General features: G+C 54.4%; 18 protein-coding genes. 6 read left to right on the top strand and 12 right to left on the bottom strand.

Annotated features, from left to right (window positions below; translation table 11 throughout):
- Window positions 1-55: 55 nt before the first annotated feature.
- Entirely contained in the window at window positions 56-1,504 is a 1,449-nt protein-coding gene (locus HUF19_RS17920; protein ID WP_260997852.1) for a hypothetical protein, read from the bottom strand.
- A gap of 525 nt (window positions 1,505-2,029) precedes the next feature.
- Here HUF19_RS17920 and HUF19_RS17915 point away from each other — a divergent pair.
- Complete coding sequence (locus tag HUF19_RS17915) at window positions 2,030-2,239, top strand: hypothetical protein (RefSeq protein WP_260997851.1); 210 nt, start codon at window positions 2,030-2,032, stop codon at window positions 2,237-2,239.
- Window positions 2,240-2,352: 113 nt separating this feature from the next.
- A complete protein-coding gene (locus HUF19_RS17910; RefSeq protein ID WP_260997850.1) occupies window positions 2,353-2,736 on the top strand; it encodes a hypothetical protein in 384 nt (127 codons plus the stop codon).
- A 15-nt stretch (window positions 2,737-2,751) separates the two neighbouring features.
- Here HUF19_RS17910 and HUF19_RS17905 read toward each other — a convergent pair whose 3' ends face one another.
- The 8 genes from HUF19_RS17905 to HUF19_RS17870 all read right to left on the bottom strand — a co-directional run bounded on the left by HUF19_RS17905 (window position 2,752) and on the right by HUF19_RS17870 (window position 10,055).
- Window positions 2,752-2,940, bottom strand: a complete 189-nt coding sequence (locus HUF19_RS17905) for a helix-turn-helix domain-containing protein (protein WP_260997849.1) — start codon at window positions 2,938-2,940, stop codon at window positions 2,752-2,754.
- A gap of 97 nt (window positions 2,941-3,037) precedes the next feature.
- Complete coding sequence (glmS, locus tag HUF19_RS17900; protein ID WP_260997848.1) at window positions 3,038-4,852, bottom strand: glutamine--fructose-6-phosphate transaminase (isomerizing); 1,815 nt, start codon at window positions 4,850-4,852, stop codon at window positions 3,038-3,040.
- Between the two features lie 4 nt (window positions 4,853-4,856).
- The gene (locus HUF19_RS17895) at window positions 4,857-5,663 is read right to left on the bottom strand and encodes a DeoR/GlpR family DNA-binding transcription regulator (RefSeq protein WP_260997847.1); all 807 of its coding nucleotides are present in this window, start codon (window positions 5,661-5,663) and stop codon (window positions 4,857-4,859) included.
- Window positions 5,664-5,771: 108 nt separating this feature from the next.
- Complete coding sequence (locus HUF19_RS17890; RefSeq protein ID WP_260997846.1) at window positions 5,772-7,415, bottom strand: GGDEF domain-containing protein; 1,644 nt, start codon at window positions 7,413-7,415, stop codon at window positions 5,772-5,774.
- Window positions 7,416-7,529: 114 nt separating this feature from the next.
- Window positions 7,530-8,318, bottom strand: coding sequence for an endonuclease/exonuclease/phosphatase family protein (locus HUF19_RS17885; protein WP_260997845.1), 789 nt, complete (start codon window positions 8,316-8,318; stop codon window positions 7,530-7,532).
- Window position 8,319: 1 nt separating this feature from the next.
- Entirely contained in the window at window positions 8,320-8,961 is a 642-nt protein-coding gene (locus HUF19_RS17880; protein WP_260997844.1) for a thiol:disulfide interchange protein DsbA/DsbL, read from the bottom strand.
- A 144-nt stretch (window positions 8,962-9,105) separates the two neighbouring features.
- Entirely contained in the window at window positions 9,106-9,711 is a 606-nt protein-coding gene (locus HUF19_RS17875) for a c-type cytochrome (RefSeq protein ID WP_436317730.1), read from the bottom strand.
- A gap of 44 nt (window positions 9,712-9,755) precedes the next feature.
- Window positions 9,756-10,055 carry a c-type cytochrome gene (locus tag HUF19_RS17870; protein WP_366516520.1) on the bottom strand — a complete coding sequence of 100 codons (300 nt, stop codon included), beginning with the start codon at window positions 10,053-10,055 and terminating at the stop codon, window positions 9,756-9,758.
- Window positions 10,056-10,196: 141 nt separating this feature from the next.
- Here HUF19_RS17870 and yihA point away from each other — a divergent pair, with 141 nt between their 5' ends.
- Entirely contained in the window at window positions 10,197-10,850 is a 654-nt protein-coding gene (yihA, locus tag HUF19_RS17865; protein WP_260997843.1) for a ribosome biogenesis GTP-binding protein YihA/YsxC, read from the top strand.
- A 359-nt stretch (window positions 10,851-11,209) separates the two neighbouring features.
- Here the strand turns inward: yihA and znuB are convergent, their stop codons facing one another.
- The 3 genes from znuB to HUF19_RS17850 are packed head-to-tail and all read right to left on the bottom strand — an operon-like array spanning window position 11,210 to window position 13,280.
- The gene (znuB, locus tag HUF19_RS17860) at window positions 11,210-12,016 is read right to left on the bottom strand and encodes a zinc ABC transporter permease subunit ZnuB (RefSeq protein WP_436317772.1); all 807 of its coding nucleotides are present in this window, start codon (window positions 12,014-12,016) and stop codon (window positions 11,210-11,212) included.
- Between the two features lie 2 nt (window positions 12,017-12,018).
- On the bottom strand, window positions 12,019-12,807 hold the full coding sequence (gene znuC, locus HUF19_RS17855) for a zinc ABC transporter ATP-binding protein ZnuC (protein WP_260997842.1): 789 nt from the start codon (window positions 12,805-12,807) through the stop codon (window positions 12,019-12,021).
- The gene (locus HUF19_RS17850; protein WP_260997841.1) at window positions 12,804-13,280 is read right to left on the bottom strand and encodes a Fur family transcriptional regulator; all 477 of its coding nucleotides are present in this window, start codon (window positions 13,278-13,280) and stop codon (window positions 12,804-12,806) included. The genes znuC and HUF19_RS17850 overlap by 4 nt, the downstream gene beginning before the upstream one ends.
- A 61-nt stretch (window positions 13,281-13,341) precedes the next feature.
- Here HUF19_RS17850 and HUF19_RS17845 point away from each other — a divergent pair, with 61 nt between their 5' ends.
- The 3 genes from HUF19_RS17845 (at window position 13,342) to egtD (ending at window position 16,459) form a co-directional block, all read left to right on the top strand.
- Complete coding sequence (locus HUF19_RS17845) at window positions 13,342-14,172, top strand: metal ABC transporter solute-binding protein, Zn/Mn family (protein WP_260997840.1); 831 nt, start codon at window positions 13,342-13,344, stop codon at window positions 14,170-14,172.
- A gap of 114 nt (window positions 14,173-14,286) precedes the next feature.
- Entirely contained in the window at window positions 14,287-15,447 is a 1,161-nt protein-coding gene (gene egtB, locus HUF19_RS17840; protein WP_260997839.1) for an ergothioneine biosynthesis protein EgtB, read from the top strand.
- 46 nt (window positions 15,448-15,493) lie between these two features.
- Window positions 15,494-16,459: an L-histidine N(alpha)-methyltransferase gene (egtD, locus tag HUF19_RS17835; RefSeq protein WP_260997838.1), complete on the top strand. Its 966-nt coding sequence runs from the start codon at window positions 15,494-15,496 to the stop codon at window positions 16,457-16,459.
- Window positions 16,460-16,593: the final 134 nt, after the last annotated feature.

Raw genomic sequence — 16,593 nt, 5'->3', positions numbered from 1 at the left:
AGTTTTAGAAAAACTCCAGATTCTTTATCAAATAGAGTTTGATATAAAAGTAGACTCAAGCTGAGTTTTCTTTGGAGTGCGTGGCTCCCGGGCCTTGCAATGGATCAATAATGGCTTCGTTTGGATCAAACGCAGACCAGAACGGCATTGCTAGCTCGCTTCCCACAGGGAGCTTTGTACCAGGGGTGTTCTTACGCTTTTCAATTTGCTCATAAACCCGTTTTTTTGGTGAGATGAATTGTCTGCGTTGCGTTTTTCGCTCGTTCTCCTGGCCCGGTCTAGGAGGTTTGGCTTCTATCAACAGGTAGCTTGATCTTTTTTTGTATAACTCCGTGATTGTTTTGTATCTGTTTTTCTCTTCTGGCCTGTCGTTGTCCTTGATGATCCAATTTTCCATCATTCTGTTGAGCTCAGGTTCGTGATTCTCATAGACTGCGCCAGGTGTAGTTCTGATACTGAAGCTGGCTACTGCTGGTTTACCGCATAAGAATGACCTGATAAGTTTTTCAATGATCTTAATCTTGCCAAGCCGTGAAGTTGTGTCGTTTAACCCTATGCTTCTCAAAACATCATTTTTCCCACCATTTGACCCTAGGTGATCGTCAAAAAGCCCGACTCTATGCTCTAGATCGAAGCTTAAGATTGCTGCGATGATGCTTGGGCATTGGTCAAGTCGCTTAACAATGCCCATGGAGTTCTTTTCCTGCCATGAGGCCATTGTGTTTAGCACATCTCTTGACGTTAAAGTCACCTTGCTTCTTTTGCCGCGAATACGGTGGAATTGAGAGACCTTACCCGTTTTATACAGTTCAGCTTGTATGCCAGCTGAAAGAGCATCGATGAATGCTTCAAACTCACCGAAATTACTTACAGATGTTAGATAAGCGCGATCCATTCTGATATCAAGTGATGTATCGGAAAGATAAAATTCGACTTGCTCGGTGAAGTGCTCATGAATCTTGTTGCTTCGTGGATTGGCCCAAAGATTGGCTGATATACGTTCGAACTCCCCCAGTACACTGCTTTCTATCTGCTGGAATACTTCATCTTCGGTCGGTAAGGTAGGTTCTCTCGTGACTGGTATGTGTTTTATGGCACAGCTAACAATGAGCTCCTCAGGTGCCGGTAGAAACAGTAGCTGTTGAAATAACGGCAATGTCTTGCTTAGAGCCAAATGCATTTGCTGAAAGCTATACGGATGTCTGTCGTCGTTCTTTGGGAATGTGATCGAACTGCATGCTAGGGCATCTTCAAGATCGGACGCCGCTCCTTTTAAGGCAGATCGGTTTAAGTGGGAAGTTAGCTCATCGCCTTTTATCTGTTTTGACTCATCATCGAGGCTATGCCTGAATTCTCCCAAGATGCTCGGGCAGCTATATCCGATCGATAGCTTTCTCAGCATGTCAGGCACTGCACTCTCCACGTAATTATTGTTAAGTCTTTCCAGCACATGAACCATCCGAATGCGCTGCGCGTAATTGTGAGCTTTTTCTTTCTCTTCCAAGACATAACAACTCCGAGAATACAGGCAAAGTGCAAACGTCTGCTCCCAAAGGTAGTGCTGAATATGGCGTGTCTGTCTAAGTAGGCGCCTTATATTTGAAGCGCCGAATCGTTCTTTTAATAGGGAGATCGATATTTCTGACATTTTTTTGCAGCTCAAACCGAGGTGGACGAATGTTCGCGCTCTTATTTCTAGTTACCCATAGCCAACTAAAAAATAAGTAATTTTTAATATTATTCCAATAAAATATTTCATTGGGTATGGATTTCATTTTAATTATTGAAATACATTACCCAGTGCTTTTGTTGTTCGAAATATATATATGGCTGAGTGCATTTTCAACTTACCCAAGGTTATGTTTGACTAGAAATCCCTGCTTGAGGGGCTAACTCAGAAATCTTGGAGAATGTCATGCACAAAAATATCACCCGATCTACAAAAGTTGGCTTGGCTGGAGGTGGCTTAACAGCTGCATCAGCGGCTTCTACGGCATCAGCAGTTGTTGGAGGGTCAGGGGCAACAATCATGTCGGCAACATCAGGTACTTTGGGTGCAACTTTGGCTGCATCAGCTGGTGCTGCAGGAACAACGGGAGCGGCGGCCATTGCTTCTGGAATGGCCACCATTGGTGGTGTCGTTGGTGGAGGAATGGCTACCGGAGCCATCATCACCGCTGCAGCTCCGGTAGCCATAGCCGCTGGCGTTATTTATGGCATCAGCTGCCTTTTTGATTGAGGTTAATATCATGGTTTTTATCAGTTTAACGCCTGTTAAGAAATTCGGCGTTCTGGTCTTTCGAGCCGGGTGGTGCAACTGCTGTGACCAGGAAGGTGACATCCAGAGTTGCTGTGATCGCTGTTACTACTGCTGTGATTGTTAAAAAATTACTACTTTACGAAGGACAGATCATGAGTCAAACAAAGAAACGTCTTGCTGTGGCTACCATCGAAGACAACCTTGAAACCCAAGGTAAAGAGGGGGAATATCAACCCAAACGTGAGGAGAGCGATTACGAAAGAGGCTTTCGCGACGGTGTGGAAGCGGGAGCCCGAGCAATGATCCAGCAACTAAGGCCTCTTGTTGAGGAGCTGGTCACAGAAAAGCTGAAGTCATCTGATCTAATCAAAGAAGCTTTGGCTGAAGGGACTCGACTTGGGAGCGGTAAATCAGGAAGGGCATTGGTGAGCCTTTATCGTTATGGCAAAGACTTAAACGGGGTAACTATTCAGTAACTTCTTAGTGAAAAACTAGATGATGTCTGACACCTTAGCAGGCGGAAGCAGCTCCCCTGGCTCACAACCCAGCTCTGCCGCAATGCGGTAGAGCTTTTCCACTGTAATGTTTACCTCGCCCCGTTCAATTCTGCCCATGTAGCTACGGTCCAGGCCGCAGTGTTGCGCAAAGCCATCCGGAGAAAACTTTTTCTGCTTTCTCATTGCTCTTATCTTGCTCTCGAGTGCTCTGATAGGGACTGCATACAGTCCTCAACTGAATATGAGGACGGGGTAGAACCCGTGGCCGTTCAGCCGTTGCTTACTCCACCGTCACACTCTTGGCCAGATTCCGCGGCTGGTCGACGTCGGTGCCTTTGATTACGGCAACGTGGTAGCTCAGTAACTGCAGCGGCAATGTGTAGAGTACCGGGGCGATGATGTCGTCGCAGTGCGGAACGGCCATTACCTGCATATTGGCCTGCGGGCTGATTTCCGCGGCTTCGTCGGCAAACACGTACAGCTCGCCGCCACGGGCGCGTACTTCTTCGATATTCGATTTCAGTTTTTCCACCAGATCGTTGTGCGGTGCAACCACGACGATCGGCATTTCGGCGTCGATCAGTGCCAGCGGGCCGTGTTTCAGTTCACCGGCGGCGTAGGCTTCGGCATGAATATAAGAAATTTCTTTCAGCTTCAGCGCACCTTCCATCGCAATCGGGTACTGGTCGCCACGGCCAAGGAACAGAGCGTGGTGCTTCTCGGCAAAGTGCTCGGCCAGCTTCTGAATGTCGGCGTTCATCTGCAGTGCTTTATCGATTAAGCCCGGCAGGCTGGTGAGGGCGTCGGCGATACGCTGTTCGCTGGCTTTATCCATATCACGGCCACGGCCCAGTGCCGCGGTCAGCAGCAGCAGGGCGACCAGCTGGGTGGTGAAGGCTTTGGTTGAGGCCACGCCGATTTCGGCACCGGCACGGGTCATCAGTGCCATATCGGATTCGCGCACCAGTGAAGAGCCGGGCACGTTACAGACGGTCAGTGTTTTGCTGAAACCCAGTTCTTTACCCAGGCGCAGGGCGGCCAGGGTGTCGGCGGTTTCGCCACTCTGGGAAATGGTGACCAGCAGACTGTTGGGGCGCACCACGGATTTGCGGTAACGGAATTCCGAGGCGATCTCGATATTACAGGCCACGCCGGCAATATCTTCGATCCAGTAGCGCGCGGTCATGCCAGCGTGATAACTGGTGCCGCAGGCGATAATCTGTACCTGTTCGATACCGCTCAGGTCGCCCAGCGCTTCGAGGTTCAGCTGGCCGTTAAACAGGCGGCCTTCGAGGGTATTGGCAATGGCCTGCGGCTGTTCGTAGATTTCTTTCAGCATGTAGTGGCGGAATTCGCCTTTGTCACCGGCATCATGTTCGACGGTGCTTTCGTGGGCTTCGCGTTCAACGGCGTTGTTGTCGCGATCGTAAACGCTGACGCCATCGCGGCGGATCTCGGCCACATCACCTTCTTCTAGGAAAGCGAATTTGCGCGTCACCGGCAGAAGGGCCAGCTGGTCAGAGGCGACAAAGTGCTCACCAATACCAAAACCAATCACCAGCGGGCTGCCGGAGCGGGCGACGATCATATGCTCTGGCTGCTGGCGCTCGATCACCACCATGCCATAAGCGCCATGCAGCTGGCTGCGGGCAGCCATAACGGCGGCCAGCAGCGAGTCGGCGTTTTTCAGTTCGCGCTCGACCAGATGGGCGATCACTTCGGTATCGGTCTGCGAGGTAAACACATAACCCTGGGCCTGCAGTTCGCGGCGCAGGGTTTCGTGGTTTTCGATGATGCCGTTATGCACCACGGCGATGTCGCCGGAAATATGCGGGTGGGCGTTGGCTTCGGACGGCTCACCGTGGGTCGCCCAGCGGGTGTGAGCGATGCCGGTACCGCCGGGCAGCGGATCGGCTTTTACCGCATCGGCCAGCGCCTGAACCTTGCCCAGACGACGCAGGCGTTTCAGTTCGGCCTGACCATTAATAATCGCCAGGCCGGCGGAGTCGTAACCGCGGTATTCCAGACGCTTTAAGCCTTCGAGCAGGATTTCCGCCACATCACGCTGCGCTACCGCGCCGACAATGCCACACATATTGTTATTCTCCGTTGCCGGACGCCGCGATGATTACGCGCACGCCCTGTTGTTCGATTAATGTCTGTTGCTCAGTGCTGAGCCGGTCATCGGTAATCAGAATATTGACCGCTGACCAGGGTAATTCGAGGTTGGGAATACGCCGTCCGACCTTGTCGGCTTCCGCCAGTACAATCACTTCGCGCGCCGCTTCGGCCATCACCCGGCTTAAGCCCAGCAGCTCGTTAAAGGTGGTGGTGCCGCGTTCGAGGTCGATACCGTCGCAGCCGATAAACAGCTGGTCGAAGTCGTAAGAGCGCAGTACCTGCTCGGCAATCTGGCCCTGAAAGGACTCGGAATGGGCATCCCAGGTGCCGCCGCTGAGCAGCAGCGTCGGCTCGTTTTCCAGCTCGCGCACGGCGTTGGCAACGTTCAGCGAGTTGGTCATTACCACCAGACCGCGCTTGCTCTGTAACTCCGGAATCAGTGCGGCGGTGGTGCTGCCGAAATCGATAATGATGCGGTTATGGTCGCGGATACAGCTGGCGGCGGCCCGGGCAATTGCCTGCTTTCGTTTCGAAACTTTCTGCTGAGCAGGACTCTGACCATCATCCGTGCCCGCAGGTTCACTCATCAGCTCGCTTGGCAGCGGAATTGCGCCACCGTAGCGGCGCAGCAGCAGGCCGCTTTGCTCAAGGGTCGCAAGGTCTTTGCGGATGGTGACTTCGGAGGTATCAAAACGCCGCGCCAGTTCTTCAACCTGGACCTGACCGTGCTTACTCAGCTGGCTGAGAATGCCGTGGCGGCGTTGTACCGTATTGCGTTTGGGCATTATTATGTTTCGAATCGAAAGATTTGAGGCGGGAATTTATCAGAGCGAAAGAAAAGATCAATAGTTGCAGCCAGATTTCTGCCATTGTGGCGCTATCTGTCAGGGCTATCAGCCCTGACAGATACGGTTACGGCCTTCTTTTTTGGCCTGATACAGTGCTTTGTCGGCACGATCGAAAACGGCGTCCGGTGATTCCAGTGCATGAAACTCACTGACACCAAAGGACATGGTGATAGGTACCCGTTCTTTTTTGAAGTTGAACGGGCTGTTTTCGATTTTGGCGCGCAGCTTCTCGGCGGCAATCATCGCATCGGCGGTATTGGTTTCCGGCATCAGGATGACAAATTCTTCACCGCCGTAGCGGGCGATAAAATCGACATCGCGCAGGTTTTTACGCAATGAGCGGGCGATCAGCTGCAGCACTTTATCACCGGCCAGGTGGCCATAATTATCGTTGATGCGTTTGAAGTGATCGACATCACCCACCACCAAAGCCAGTGAGCCGCCATAGCGGTTGCGGCGCAGCAGTTCATCGGCCAGCCGCGCCTGATAGGCATCACGGTTGGGCAGGCCGGTGAGGTTGTCGTGGGTGGCACGGCGTTTCTGTTCTTCGATGGCAACCCGGCTTTCGGTGACTTCTTTTTCCATTTCGCTCAGTCGCGCCTGCAGCATTTCCAGCCGGGCGGCGAGGCGTTCTTCGCGCTCTTCTTCTTCCTTCTGATATTTTTCCATCGCCTGCACGATCATGGTCAGGTGATCACGCACACTGACGCCCAGCTCGCCCAGATCGCCGGAGCCGGTGACCACTGAGCGGATATCGGCAATCTGGTCGCGCACCATGCTGTCGAGATCAAGGCGGGCGCGCTTGCGTTCCAGTTGTCCCTGGCTGGCTTCACTGACCAGTACCTGAATGGCTTTCAGGCGCTGATCGAGGCTTTGCAGAAACTGCTCAAGTTCGGTCTGGCTGTTGCCCAGACATTCGAGCAGGAAGTCGGTAGTGTCTTCCAGCAGAGGTACCAGTTCGTACCAGTTCAGACCTTCCTGCAGACGGTTTTGCAGATTCAGGGCGGTATGGTTCAGACGGTCAGGAATCACCAGCTGTGACAGCAGGTTGAGCAGGGTTTCGGAAACTTCCTGAGCAATATGAGAAAAGCCCGGCTCAGCTTCCGGCTGGTCGTCATGTTCTGCACTGTCGTCCGCTGTCTCTTCATCGCTTTCGGTGTCGCTGGGCTTAAACCAGCGCTGCCACCACTTGCTGTTACGCTGTTCTTCAAAGCCTTCGAGGGTGGCAATTTCACCGAGGATCTGAATCCAGCTCTGTAGCTGGTTGATATAACCGGACCAGCTCAGCAGCTCGTTGGCGGCACCTTTGCGGATATCTTTAATGCGTTTCAGCAGAGGTTTGGGTAGTGGGCACAGGCTCAGTTTATCGGCGGTGTCACTCAGCTGCCCCAGCAGCACTTCGGCCTGGGCGGTGTTCTGTTCTTCAAAACGTTTGACGGCCCGCTCCAGCTCATCCATTACCCGGTTCATGCCGCTGGCGCCGGGTTTCAGGGCTTCGCGCAGATCGTTCAGGGATTTGTCGACACCGGCTGCCTGACCTTCAGCCAGCAGGGATACCATCACCAGACCACGGCGCATCTGGTCGTGCTGCAGTTCGGAAGAGTTTTTGAGTTTCTCGTGGCTGTCTAACAGGTCGAGATATTTGTCGCGCCAGCGCCGGGCGGAATCCGACCCTGTTCCCTCTGCCATGTTGCGTCCTCGGGTTACTTCTATTGGTGGGCTTTGAAAATAGTCAGGCTAAGTATAGGTAAGGCAACCGAAGTTGCCGCGCCGGATGGCGGAAAAATCATGATCGGCGTCAGCTTATCCGGGCAGGACAATTTCGGCAGCGACCGGCAGGTGGTCTGACTGCGGATGGTCGATGACAGCAATGCGCTTAAGCTCAATATTGTCGCTCAGCAGAATATGATCAAGCCCGCGGCTGGGCTGCCAGCTGGGGTAGGTCGGCAGGTGTTGCTCCAGCCGGTGCAGTGCCAGCTGCTTCAGCGGACTCTGATGCAGCAGGATTTCACTTTCCTGATTGAGGTCGCCCATGATCACCAGCCGTCGTGCATCAGCGACCAGATCGCAGAGAAAATCGAGCTGGCTGAACTGTGTGCGTTTGCCCAGCGCCAGATGAGTGATGGCAACCACCAGTTCATGCTCGCCTTCGCCAAAACGCAGCAGCATTACGCCACGGCCGGGCAGCAGGCCGGGCAGTGCATGTTGCTCCACCCGTGCCGCCGGCAGTCGTGTCAGTAAACCATTGCTGTGTTGCGCCAGCTTGCCCAGGTTGCGGTTGATCTGCTGATACCAGTGCGGGAAGCAGGCTTCCCGTGCCAGACGTTCGACCTGATTTTCCTGGCTGCTGCGCCAGCTGCCACCATCGGCTTCCTGCAGAGCAACAATATCGAAGGGGCTGATTAACTGTGCAATCTGGCTTAATGCCCAGTCGCGTTCACGGCAGGGTAATAAATGCTGCCAGCTGCGTAACAGATAGTGGTGATAGCCGCCGGTCTGAATGCCGACCTGCATATTGAAGGAGAGTAAACGAAGGGTATCAGCGGCACGGGGTGCCGCTGTGAATTCCTGCAGAGTGCAGAAATGGGTCATGTTACTTGCCGGACAGTGCTGCGCGCTCTTTGGCGATCAGGTAGTCAGCAACGTCGAGCATTTTGTCCTGACCGCCCGCTGAAGTGGCGTCGATGATGTATTTGCCCTGTACGATCAGTGCCGGTACGCCGGAGATCTGGAACGCGCGGATACGCTGATCACCCTGCTTCATACGGCTTTTCACGGTGAAAGACTCATAGGCTTTATCGAAATCAGCAGCTTTTACACCGGCTTTGGCAACCAGGAAGTCGCGCTGATCGTCACGATCCAGCAGACGTGCGCGTTCAACGTGAATGGCTTTGAAAATTTCGCCATGAACCTGATCGAGCACGCCCAGAACATCGGCTACATAATAGAACTGGGCGTGGGATACCCAGGCACGGCCAAACATGGCAGGAACGCCTTCAAAGGCTACGTCAGCCGGCAGGTTTTTCTTCCATGGAGTAATGATGTCTTCAAGGTGGAAGCAGTGCGGGCAGCCATACCAGAAGGCTTCTTCAACATGCACTTTGCCATCGGCCAGCACAGGTACCGGCTCGGCCAGCACTTTATATTCTTTGCCGGCTTCGTATTCTGCGGCCTGGGCGCTGGCGCTGATCAGCAATACAGCGGCCGCCATCCATTTTGTTACCTGTGACAACATGGGTTACTCCATTCTTATTAATCAGATTTTTGTTAGACGTATTTTTGCATAAAGGTTCGGTATCGCCCACCGCCAAAGTGCAAAGACGGGTCAAGTTGCAGGCATAAAAAAAGGTGGCCGAGGCCACCTTTTTTTATCTGCGGATTAACGCAGACCCTGAATGTACGAAGACACGGCTTCGATTTCAGTGGTGTGCAGACGATAGGCAATATCGCGCATCATGCGGCTGTCACCATCGTTGGTGCGCTGGTTCATGCTGAAGGCAGTCAGCTGAGCCTGAGTGTAGGCGTCATGCTGGCCAGCCAGGCGTGGGAAGCCAGCAGCTTCGATGCCTTTACCGTCAGGACCGTGGCATGCCAGACAAGCCGGAACGCCCTTGCTTTCGATACCGGCGCGGTAGATACGCTGACCCAGTTCAACCAGCTCTTCTTTAGCACCACCGTTGGTTGGCACCTGAGCACTGAAATAAGCAGCCAGATCGGCGACATCAGCATCACTCAGGCCGGCAACAAAAGGAGCCATTGCCGGAACCGGACGATTACCATCGCGAATGTCCTTGATCTGTTTGATCAGATAACGCTCACCCTGGCCTGCAATTTTCGGGAAAGTTGGTGCAAGACTGTTACCGTCGGCACCGTGACAGGCAGCACAGGTAGCAGATTTTGCTTTACCGGCTTCAGCATCACCGGCGTGAGCAACGGACATCAGTCCGGCAGAAACGATCAGGCTAATCAACAGGTTTTTCATCATCAGGTCCAGGTTATATGTGAATTCGTCTACTACTCAGGGCGCGTTTACTTGGGCGCAGCCATGTAGTTGATCAGTTGTTTGTACTGGTCAGCAGTACAGTCCATGCACAGGCCGCGTGGCGGCATGGCATTCAGGCCGTTGGTGACGCTGGCTACCAGAGCATCCATACCCTTGGCCAGACGAGGCTCCCAGGCGGCCTTATCAAAGGATTTCGGAGCACCGGCAACAGCCATGGCATGACATACGTTACAGGTCTGCTGGTACTTGGCAGCAACGTCGAAGGCCTGAACATTTGCACTCATTGCTGCAGTTACGGCAGCCATCACAGCTAATTTTTTCATCATAGGAGTCTCTCTCTGATTGCTTGTTTTAGATGGTTAAAACAGCTTAGCCCCGGACTCATCGCCCTGTGATAGAATGGGTGCGTCATCCAAAGGCTAAGCATTATATAACATTAATTTCCGGACGGTCATTACGTTTACCCCATGATAGAACAGGAATCATTGACCTATACCAACACTCACTTCGTTAAGAGCGCCGCGAAGCTGAGCCAGTGTCCGATGGATATTTTGCGGGAAGTAGCCTTTGCCGGCCGCTCCAACGCGGGAAAATCCAGTGCACTGAACAGGTTAACAGGTCACAAAAAACTGGCGCGTACGAGTAAAACTCCAGGCCGTACGCAGTTAATTAACTATTTCCAGATTGGTGAATTACCGCTGGCGCTGGTCGATCTGCCCGGTTACGGCTTCGCCAAAGTGCCGCTGGCGGTGAAAAACGAATGGCAGCGCGAGCTGGATAATTATCTGCAGAACCGCGATGCCTTAATTGGTCTGGTGCTGCTGATGGATATCCGCCATCCGCTGAAAGAATTCGACAACGCTATGATTCAGTGGGCTAAGCGTTCTGAAATGCCGCTGCATATTCTGCTGACCAAAGCCGATAAGCTGAAACGCGGCCCGGCGCAGAGTGCCTTACTGCAGGTGCGTAAAGCAGTTTCATCGCTGGGTAAGCTGGTCAGCGTGCAGACCTACTCATCGCTGAACGGTGAAGGAACAGACGAACTGCAAAAGCGCCTGAACAGCTGGTTGCTGCCGCCTGAAGATAGGGCTGCAGAAACAGAAGAAACACCAGAAGCCTGACTCTGGCCGGCGCTATGCCGGCCTCCTGCCTTTTTCTGAGGCCGTTTGCGGCGGCCACAGAGCAACAGATCATCCGGTCTTACCGTCATTGCTGATATTTATCGCACAGCAGTTATCCATAAGAAAATACAACTGAAAAGCGCAGCTGCGACCAGCAAATTACGAATCCGTGGCTATAGTTTAAATATTCCTTCGGGAAGGATGTTAAGACGCATGACATCTCTCCGGATGGTTCGCAGTAGTTCTTTTCAGGTAGATTTTTCTTCGGTACTTCCCCAATGATCCGAAGTTGACCCGGTCGTTTGCCCCCAATGGCGACCGGGTCTTTTTTTGTCCGTTATTTATGTTTGGTGCTGCTGTCAGGCAGGACGTCTGGCGTCGCGCAGACTCTGCAGCACCAGGCTGAACGCGAATAAAGCCGTTGCTGCCACGACCACGCTGGGGCCTGCCGGTGTGTCCCAGTGGAATGATGCCCACAAGCCTAACAGCACTGAGATAACACCGGTCGCACTGGCCAGAAACACCATCTGCTCCGGTGTGCGCGCCAGACTGCGCGCCGCCGCCGGCGGAATAATCAGCAGGGCGCTGACCAGTAAGATCCCCACCACCTTCATGGCCAGAGCGACCAGTAACGCCAGCAACAGAATCAGCATCAGGTTCAGGCGCTGCACCGGATGGCCATCGATCGCAGCCAGTTCCTGACTGACGGTAATGGCAAGCAAGGCGCGCCACTGCCAGAACAGCAGCACGGCAATGAGAATGGCCGCCAGCAGAATCCAGAGCACATCAATACGCTCTACCGCCAGCAGATCACCAAACAGATAACCCATCAGATCGACGCGGATGCCCTGGGCCAGACTCAGTGTCACCAGACCAATCGCCAGCGTACTGTGCGAGACAATGCCCAATAAGGTGTCGGACGATAAGCGCGAGCGGTTCTGCAGCGGCAGCAACAGCAGCGCCAGCAGCACCGAGCCGAGCACCAGTGCCAGCGTCAGGTTGATATCGGTGAGTACACCAAAGGTAATGCCCAGCAGAGCGCCGTGGGCCAGGGTGTCACCAAAAAAGGCCATGCGCCGCCACACTACAAAGCTGCCCAGCGGTCCGGCCACCAGAGCCAGCAGAATGCCCGCCATTAATGGCATCAGCCACCAGTAATCGAACAGATTCACAGAATCTCCTTGCCGGGTGCGTGGTGCTCAACATGGCCGTCGGCACAGTGCTGATGATCATGATGATGGGTGTAGTGAGCAAGAGGAGCCTGTTTTTGTCCTTGCTGCAGGCGGGCACCAAATAAGCGGATATACGCCGGATCAATGGACACTGTATCCGGATGTCCGGAACAGCAGACATGGCCATTCAGGCAGATCACTTCGTCGGTGGCCGCCATCACCAGATGCAGGTCGTGGGATACCATCAGTACCGCACAGCCGAGCTCGTCCCGCAGTTGCGGTATCAGGCTGTACAGCTCCAGCTGACCCTGCACATCGACGCCTTGCACCGGTTCGTCGAGCACCAGCAGATCGGGTTTGATCAGCAGCGCGCGGGCCAGTAAGACCCGCTGCCATTCGCCGCCGGACAAATCATGCACCGACTGTTGCGCCAGCGCAGAGATGCTCAGGCGGTCGAGCCAGTAGCCGATGCGCTCGTTACCGGCGCCGCGCGCCAGCCGCAGAAAACCGGTAACCGTTAACGGCATACGCTGATCAAGGCTCAGGCGCTGCGGCATATAGCCGATACGCAGTCCGGGACGGCGCGTGACTTTGCCGGAATCGGCGCTTTCCAGCCCCAGCAGCACTTTAATCAGCGTCGACTTGCCGCAGCCGTTAGGACCGATCAGGGTAATGATCTGACCGGTTTTAAGGTTCAGACTGATATTGTCCAGGACCGTTTTGTGCTGGCGTGTCAGGCGCAGCTGGCTGGCGCTGAGAATGGTGGCGGCACTGGTGCTGCTCATACGGTGTCCTGACATCTTGGGCACAGACCCATCAGTTCGGTCATTTGTTGTTCGACTTTCACACCCAGCATCTGTTCGGCCTGACGGGCGATTTTATTCACCTGCTCAGCGTCCAGCTCCTGTGCTTCACCACATTCGCGGCAGACAAAAAAGCAGCTGGGATGCGCTTCGCCCGGATGCGTACAGCCAATAAAGGCATTCAGGGAGCTGATGCGGTGCACCAGACCGAGATCGAGCAGGAAATCGAGGGCACGGTAGACGGTTGGTGGTGCAGAGTTAAAACCTTCTTCCGCCAGTTTCGGCAGCAGATCGTAGGCACCAACCGGTTTGTGATTGGCCCAGACCAGCTCCAGTACGCGCTGGCGTACCGGGGTCAGACGTGCGCCCTGTTCTTCGCACAGGGCGCGGGCGCGGGAGACTGCACTGTTGATGCAGGCGTGGTGATCATGGGCTTTATAGACGTTTTGAGCCATCGTCGCGCCTCTGAGATTAGGTTATAATGTTGCAATTCTACGACAGGAACGCCCCGATACAATGAAGAATTTGCCGTTGCTGCTGATTTCACTGTTGCTGAGTCTCAGTCTGAGCAGTCAGGCTGCTCCTATCAGCCATGAACCGCCATACAAAGTGCTGGCCACTGTTCACCCGCTGGCGCTGATGGCTGCCTCTCTGGTAGAGACGGAACAACTCAGCGTATTGCTGCCACCGGGAATGACGCCACACGATTTTTCCCTGCGCCCATCCGATATTGATGTTATCCAGAGCGCCGATGTCATTATCTGGTCTGGTGCTCAGGCTGAGCCTTACCTCAGCGGTTTTGCCCGCCGCTGGCCGGATAAAATCTGGATTGATGTTGCAAAACTGCGCGAAGAAGGCCAGCCGAACGATGGTCACTGGTGGTTTTCGCCGGCCATGATGGTACGCGCCCAGCAGCAGCTGGCCGATGCGCTGGAGCTGCCCGCCGGTAACTTCGCGGCGGATGTTGATGCTGCTTTACAGCGCGCCGAGCAGTTGCTGGCACCGCTGCGCAGCCGTGGTTTCTTTGTTTTCCACCGTGCTTATGATCACTGGGTGCAGGCCATGCAACTCAATCAGGTCGGTGCCTTCACCCTGTCACCGGAGCAGAAACCCGGTATGAAAACCCTGCAACGCATGCGCGACCAGCTGACCTCCGGCGAAGTGGTGTGCGTGTTCAGTGAGCCGGAATTCTCACCGGCGCTGGTGCAATCAGTGGTACGTGGTCTGGATGTTAAACAGGGCGAGCTGGACCCGGTGGCCAGTCATATTTCTGTGACAAAGAGTGGCTACCCTGACTTTATTCAGGATCTGGCCCAGCGTTTTGCCAGCTGTTTAAGTCCGGATTAATCACCCTGATCTGACACCAGGTCCCGATCAGGCCAATTACCGCAACGGACTTGCCATGGCTGACGCTTTGGGTCAGGTTAACACCTGACACCAGTTTGCCACGGAGGTACGGACATGGAGCTTTACCGGCAGGTCCGGACACAGACGCTCGCTCTGTGCCAGCCGCTGAATGCTGCCGATCACGAGTTACAGGCCGCCGAATTCACCAGTCCGCTGAAGTGGCATCTGGCCCACACCAGCTGGTTCTTCGAAACCTTTCTGCTTAAACCCCACCGCCCTGATTATCAGGAATTTCATCCGCTGTTCGGCCATCTGTTTAACAGCTATTACAACGGCATTGGTCAGCCTTATCCGCGTGCTCAGCGCGGTCTGTTATCCCGCCCCTCGCTGGATGAGGTACTGGCCTATCGCGCTCATATTGATCAGGCCATGCAGCCCCTGTTGAATGACGCCGGCCTGCAGCCACTGATTGAACTTGGGCTGAATCATGAACAGCAGCATCAGGAGTTGATGCTCACCGACCTGCTGTATTGCTGGGCAAAGAATCCGCTGGAACCTGTGTATCAGCAGGCTATACCGCATTCTGCAGAACAGACAACGCTGAGCTGGCTGGGCTTGCCGGAAGGCATTGCCGAGGTCGGCTACAGCGGCCCGGCCTTTGCCTTTGATAACGAAACCCCGCGTCACCGCCAGTGGCTGCAGGGTGGAGAAATCGCCAGCCACTTAGTCACCAATGCGGAATACCTGCAGTTTATTGAACAGGGCGGTTATCAGCAGCCGCAATGGTGGCTGGCCGATGGCTGGAGCTGGATCAGCAGTCTGCCGCCACAGGAGCGGCAGCCGCTGTACTGGCGCCGGCACAATAATGAATGGAGTACCTACGGCCTGGCCGGCCGCCAGCCGCTCGACCCGCAGGCGCCGCTTTGCCATGTCAGTTTTTACGAAGCCGATGCCTACGCCCGCTGGGCGGGTGCGCGCCTGCCGAGCGAAGCGGAATGGGAGAGCGCTGCACGGTTGTATCCGCAACAGTTGCAGCAGCTGTTTGGTTGCCGCTGGCAGTGGACTGCAAGCTCTTATCAGGCTTATCCGGGGTACCGTCCTGCTGCTGGCGCAGTGGGCGAATACAACGGCAAATTTATGTGTAATCAGATGGTATTGCGCGGCAGCTCCTGCGCCACACCCGAAGGTCACGGCCGTATTACTTACCGCAACTTTTTCTACCCCCATGAGCGCTGGCAGTTTACCGGCCTGCGTCTGGCCCGCGACACTCACTAACCCTGATCAATCCGGAACACTCACCGCAATAAACGGGAGATAAGGTATGAAACGACAGGCTCTGCAGGTTTTTGATCATCTGCCCGCACCACTGGATCTGCGCGAAGAAGTACTGAAAGGGCTGACGCAACGGCAGAAGACGCTGCCAGCCAAACTGTTTTACGACGAGCGCGGTTCACAGCTGTTCGAGGCCATTACTGCGCTGCCGGAATACTATCTGACCCGTACCGAAATCAGCCTGCTGCGTCAGCATAGTGGTGAGATCGCAGGCATCGTCGGGGCTGGCAGTGTGCTGCTGGAATACGGTGCGGGGGCCAGTCTTAAAATCCGTTTACTGCTCGAAGCGCTGCGCCCGGATTGTTATGTGCCTATGGATATCAGCCGTGAGTTTTTACTGGCCGCCGCCCAGCGTCTGCTGGATGACTACGACTGGCTGAGCATTTATGCCGCCTGTGTGGATTACAGCCAGCCGCTCAGCCTGCCGCGCCAGATTGAGCAGGCGGAACGCAAACTGGGATTTTTTCCCGGCTCCAGTCTGGGGAATTTCACGCCGCCGGAAGCCCGGCAGTTTTTACAGCGCGTACGTCAGACACTGGGGCGTGGCAGTTATTTTCTGCTCGGTGTTGATCTGGAAAAAGATGTTGCAGTGCTGGAAGCCGCTTATAACGATCAGCAGGGCGTCACCGCCGCCTTTAATAAAAACATTCTGCGTCACCTGAACCAGACCTTAAGTGCCGGATTTGACGAACAGCGTTTCCGCCACGAGGCACGTTATAACGCTGAACAATCCAGAATAGAAATGCACCTGATCAGTGAGGTTGACCAGATGATTAATGTCGCCGGTCAGCAGATAGCGCTGCGTAAAGGCGAAAGCATTCACACCGAAAACTCCTGCAAATACCGACCGGACACCCTGCAGAACATGGCCCGCAGCGCAGGATTTGAAACCCGCCAGCTGTGGACCGACGAGCGTGAATATTTCGCACTGCTGTTATTGCAGGCGGTTGGTTGAAACAGGTTGCGGCAATACATCCAACATTGAGTTAAAGCAGGCTTTTATGTTTTTTGTCAGCAAATTACGGACTCAGCCACTATTCTGATAAACAGCAGCGCACTGGCTGCTGTTTATCAGATGTTGATTGACTG

Source organism: Thalassolituus hydrocarboniclasticus (genome assembly GCF_025345565.1).
Classification (GTDB): Bacteria; Pseudomonadota; Gammaproteobacteria; order Pseudomonadales; family Oceanobacteraceae; genus Venatoribacter; species Venatoribacter hydrocarboniclasticus.
This window is presented reverse-complemented; position numbering and strand designations above follow the sequence as displayed.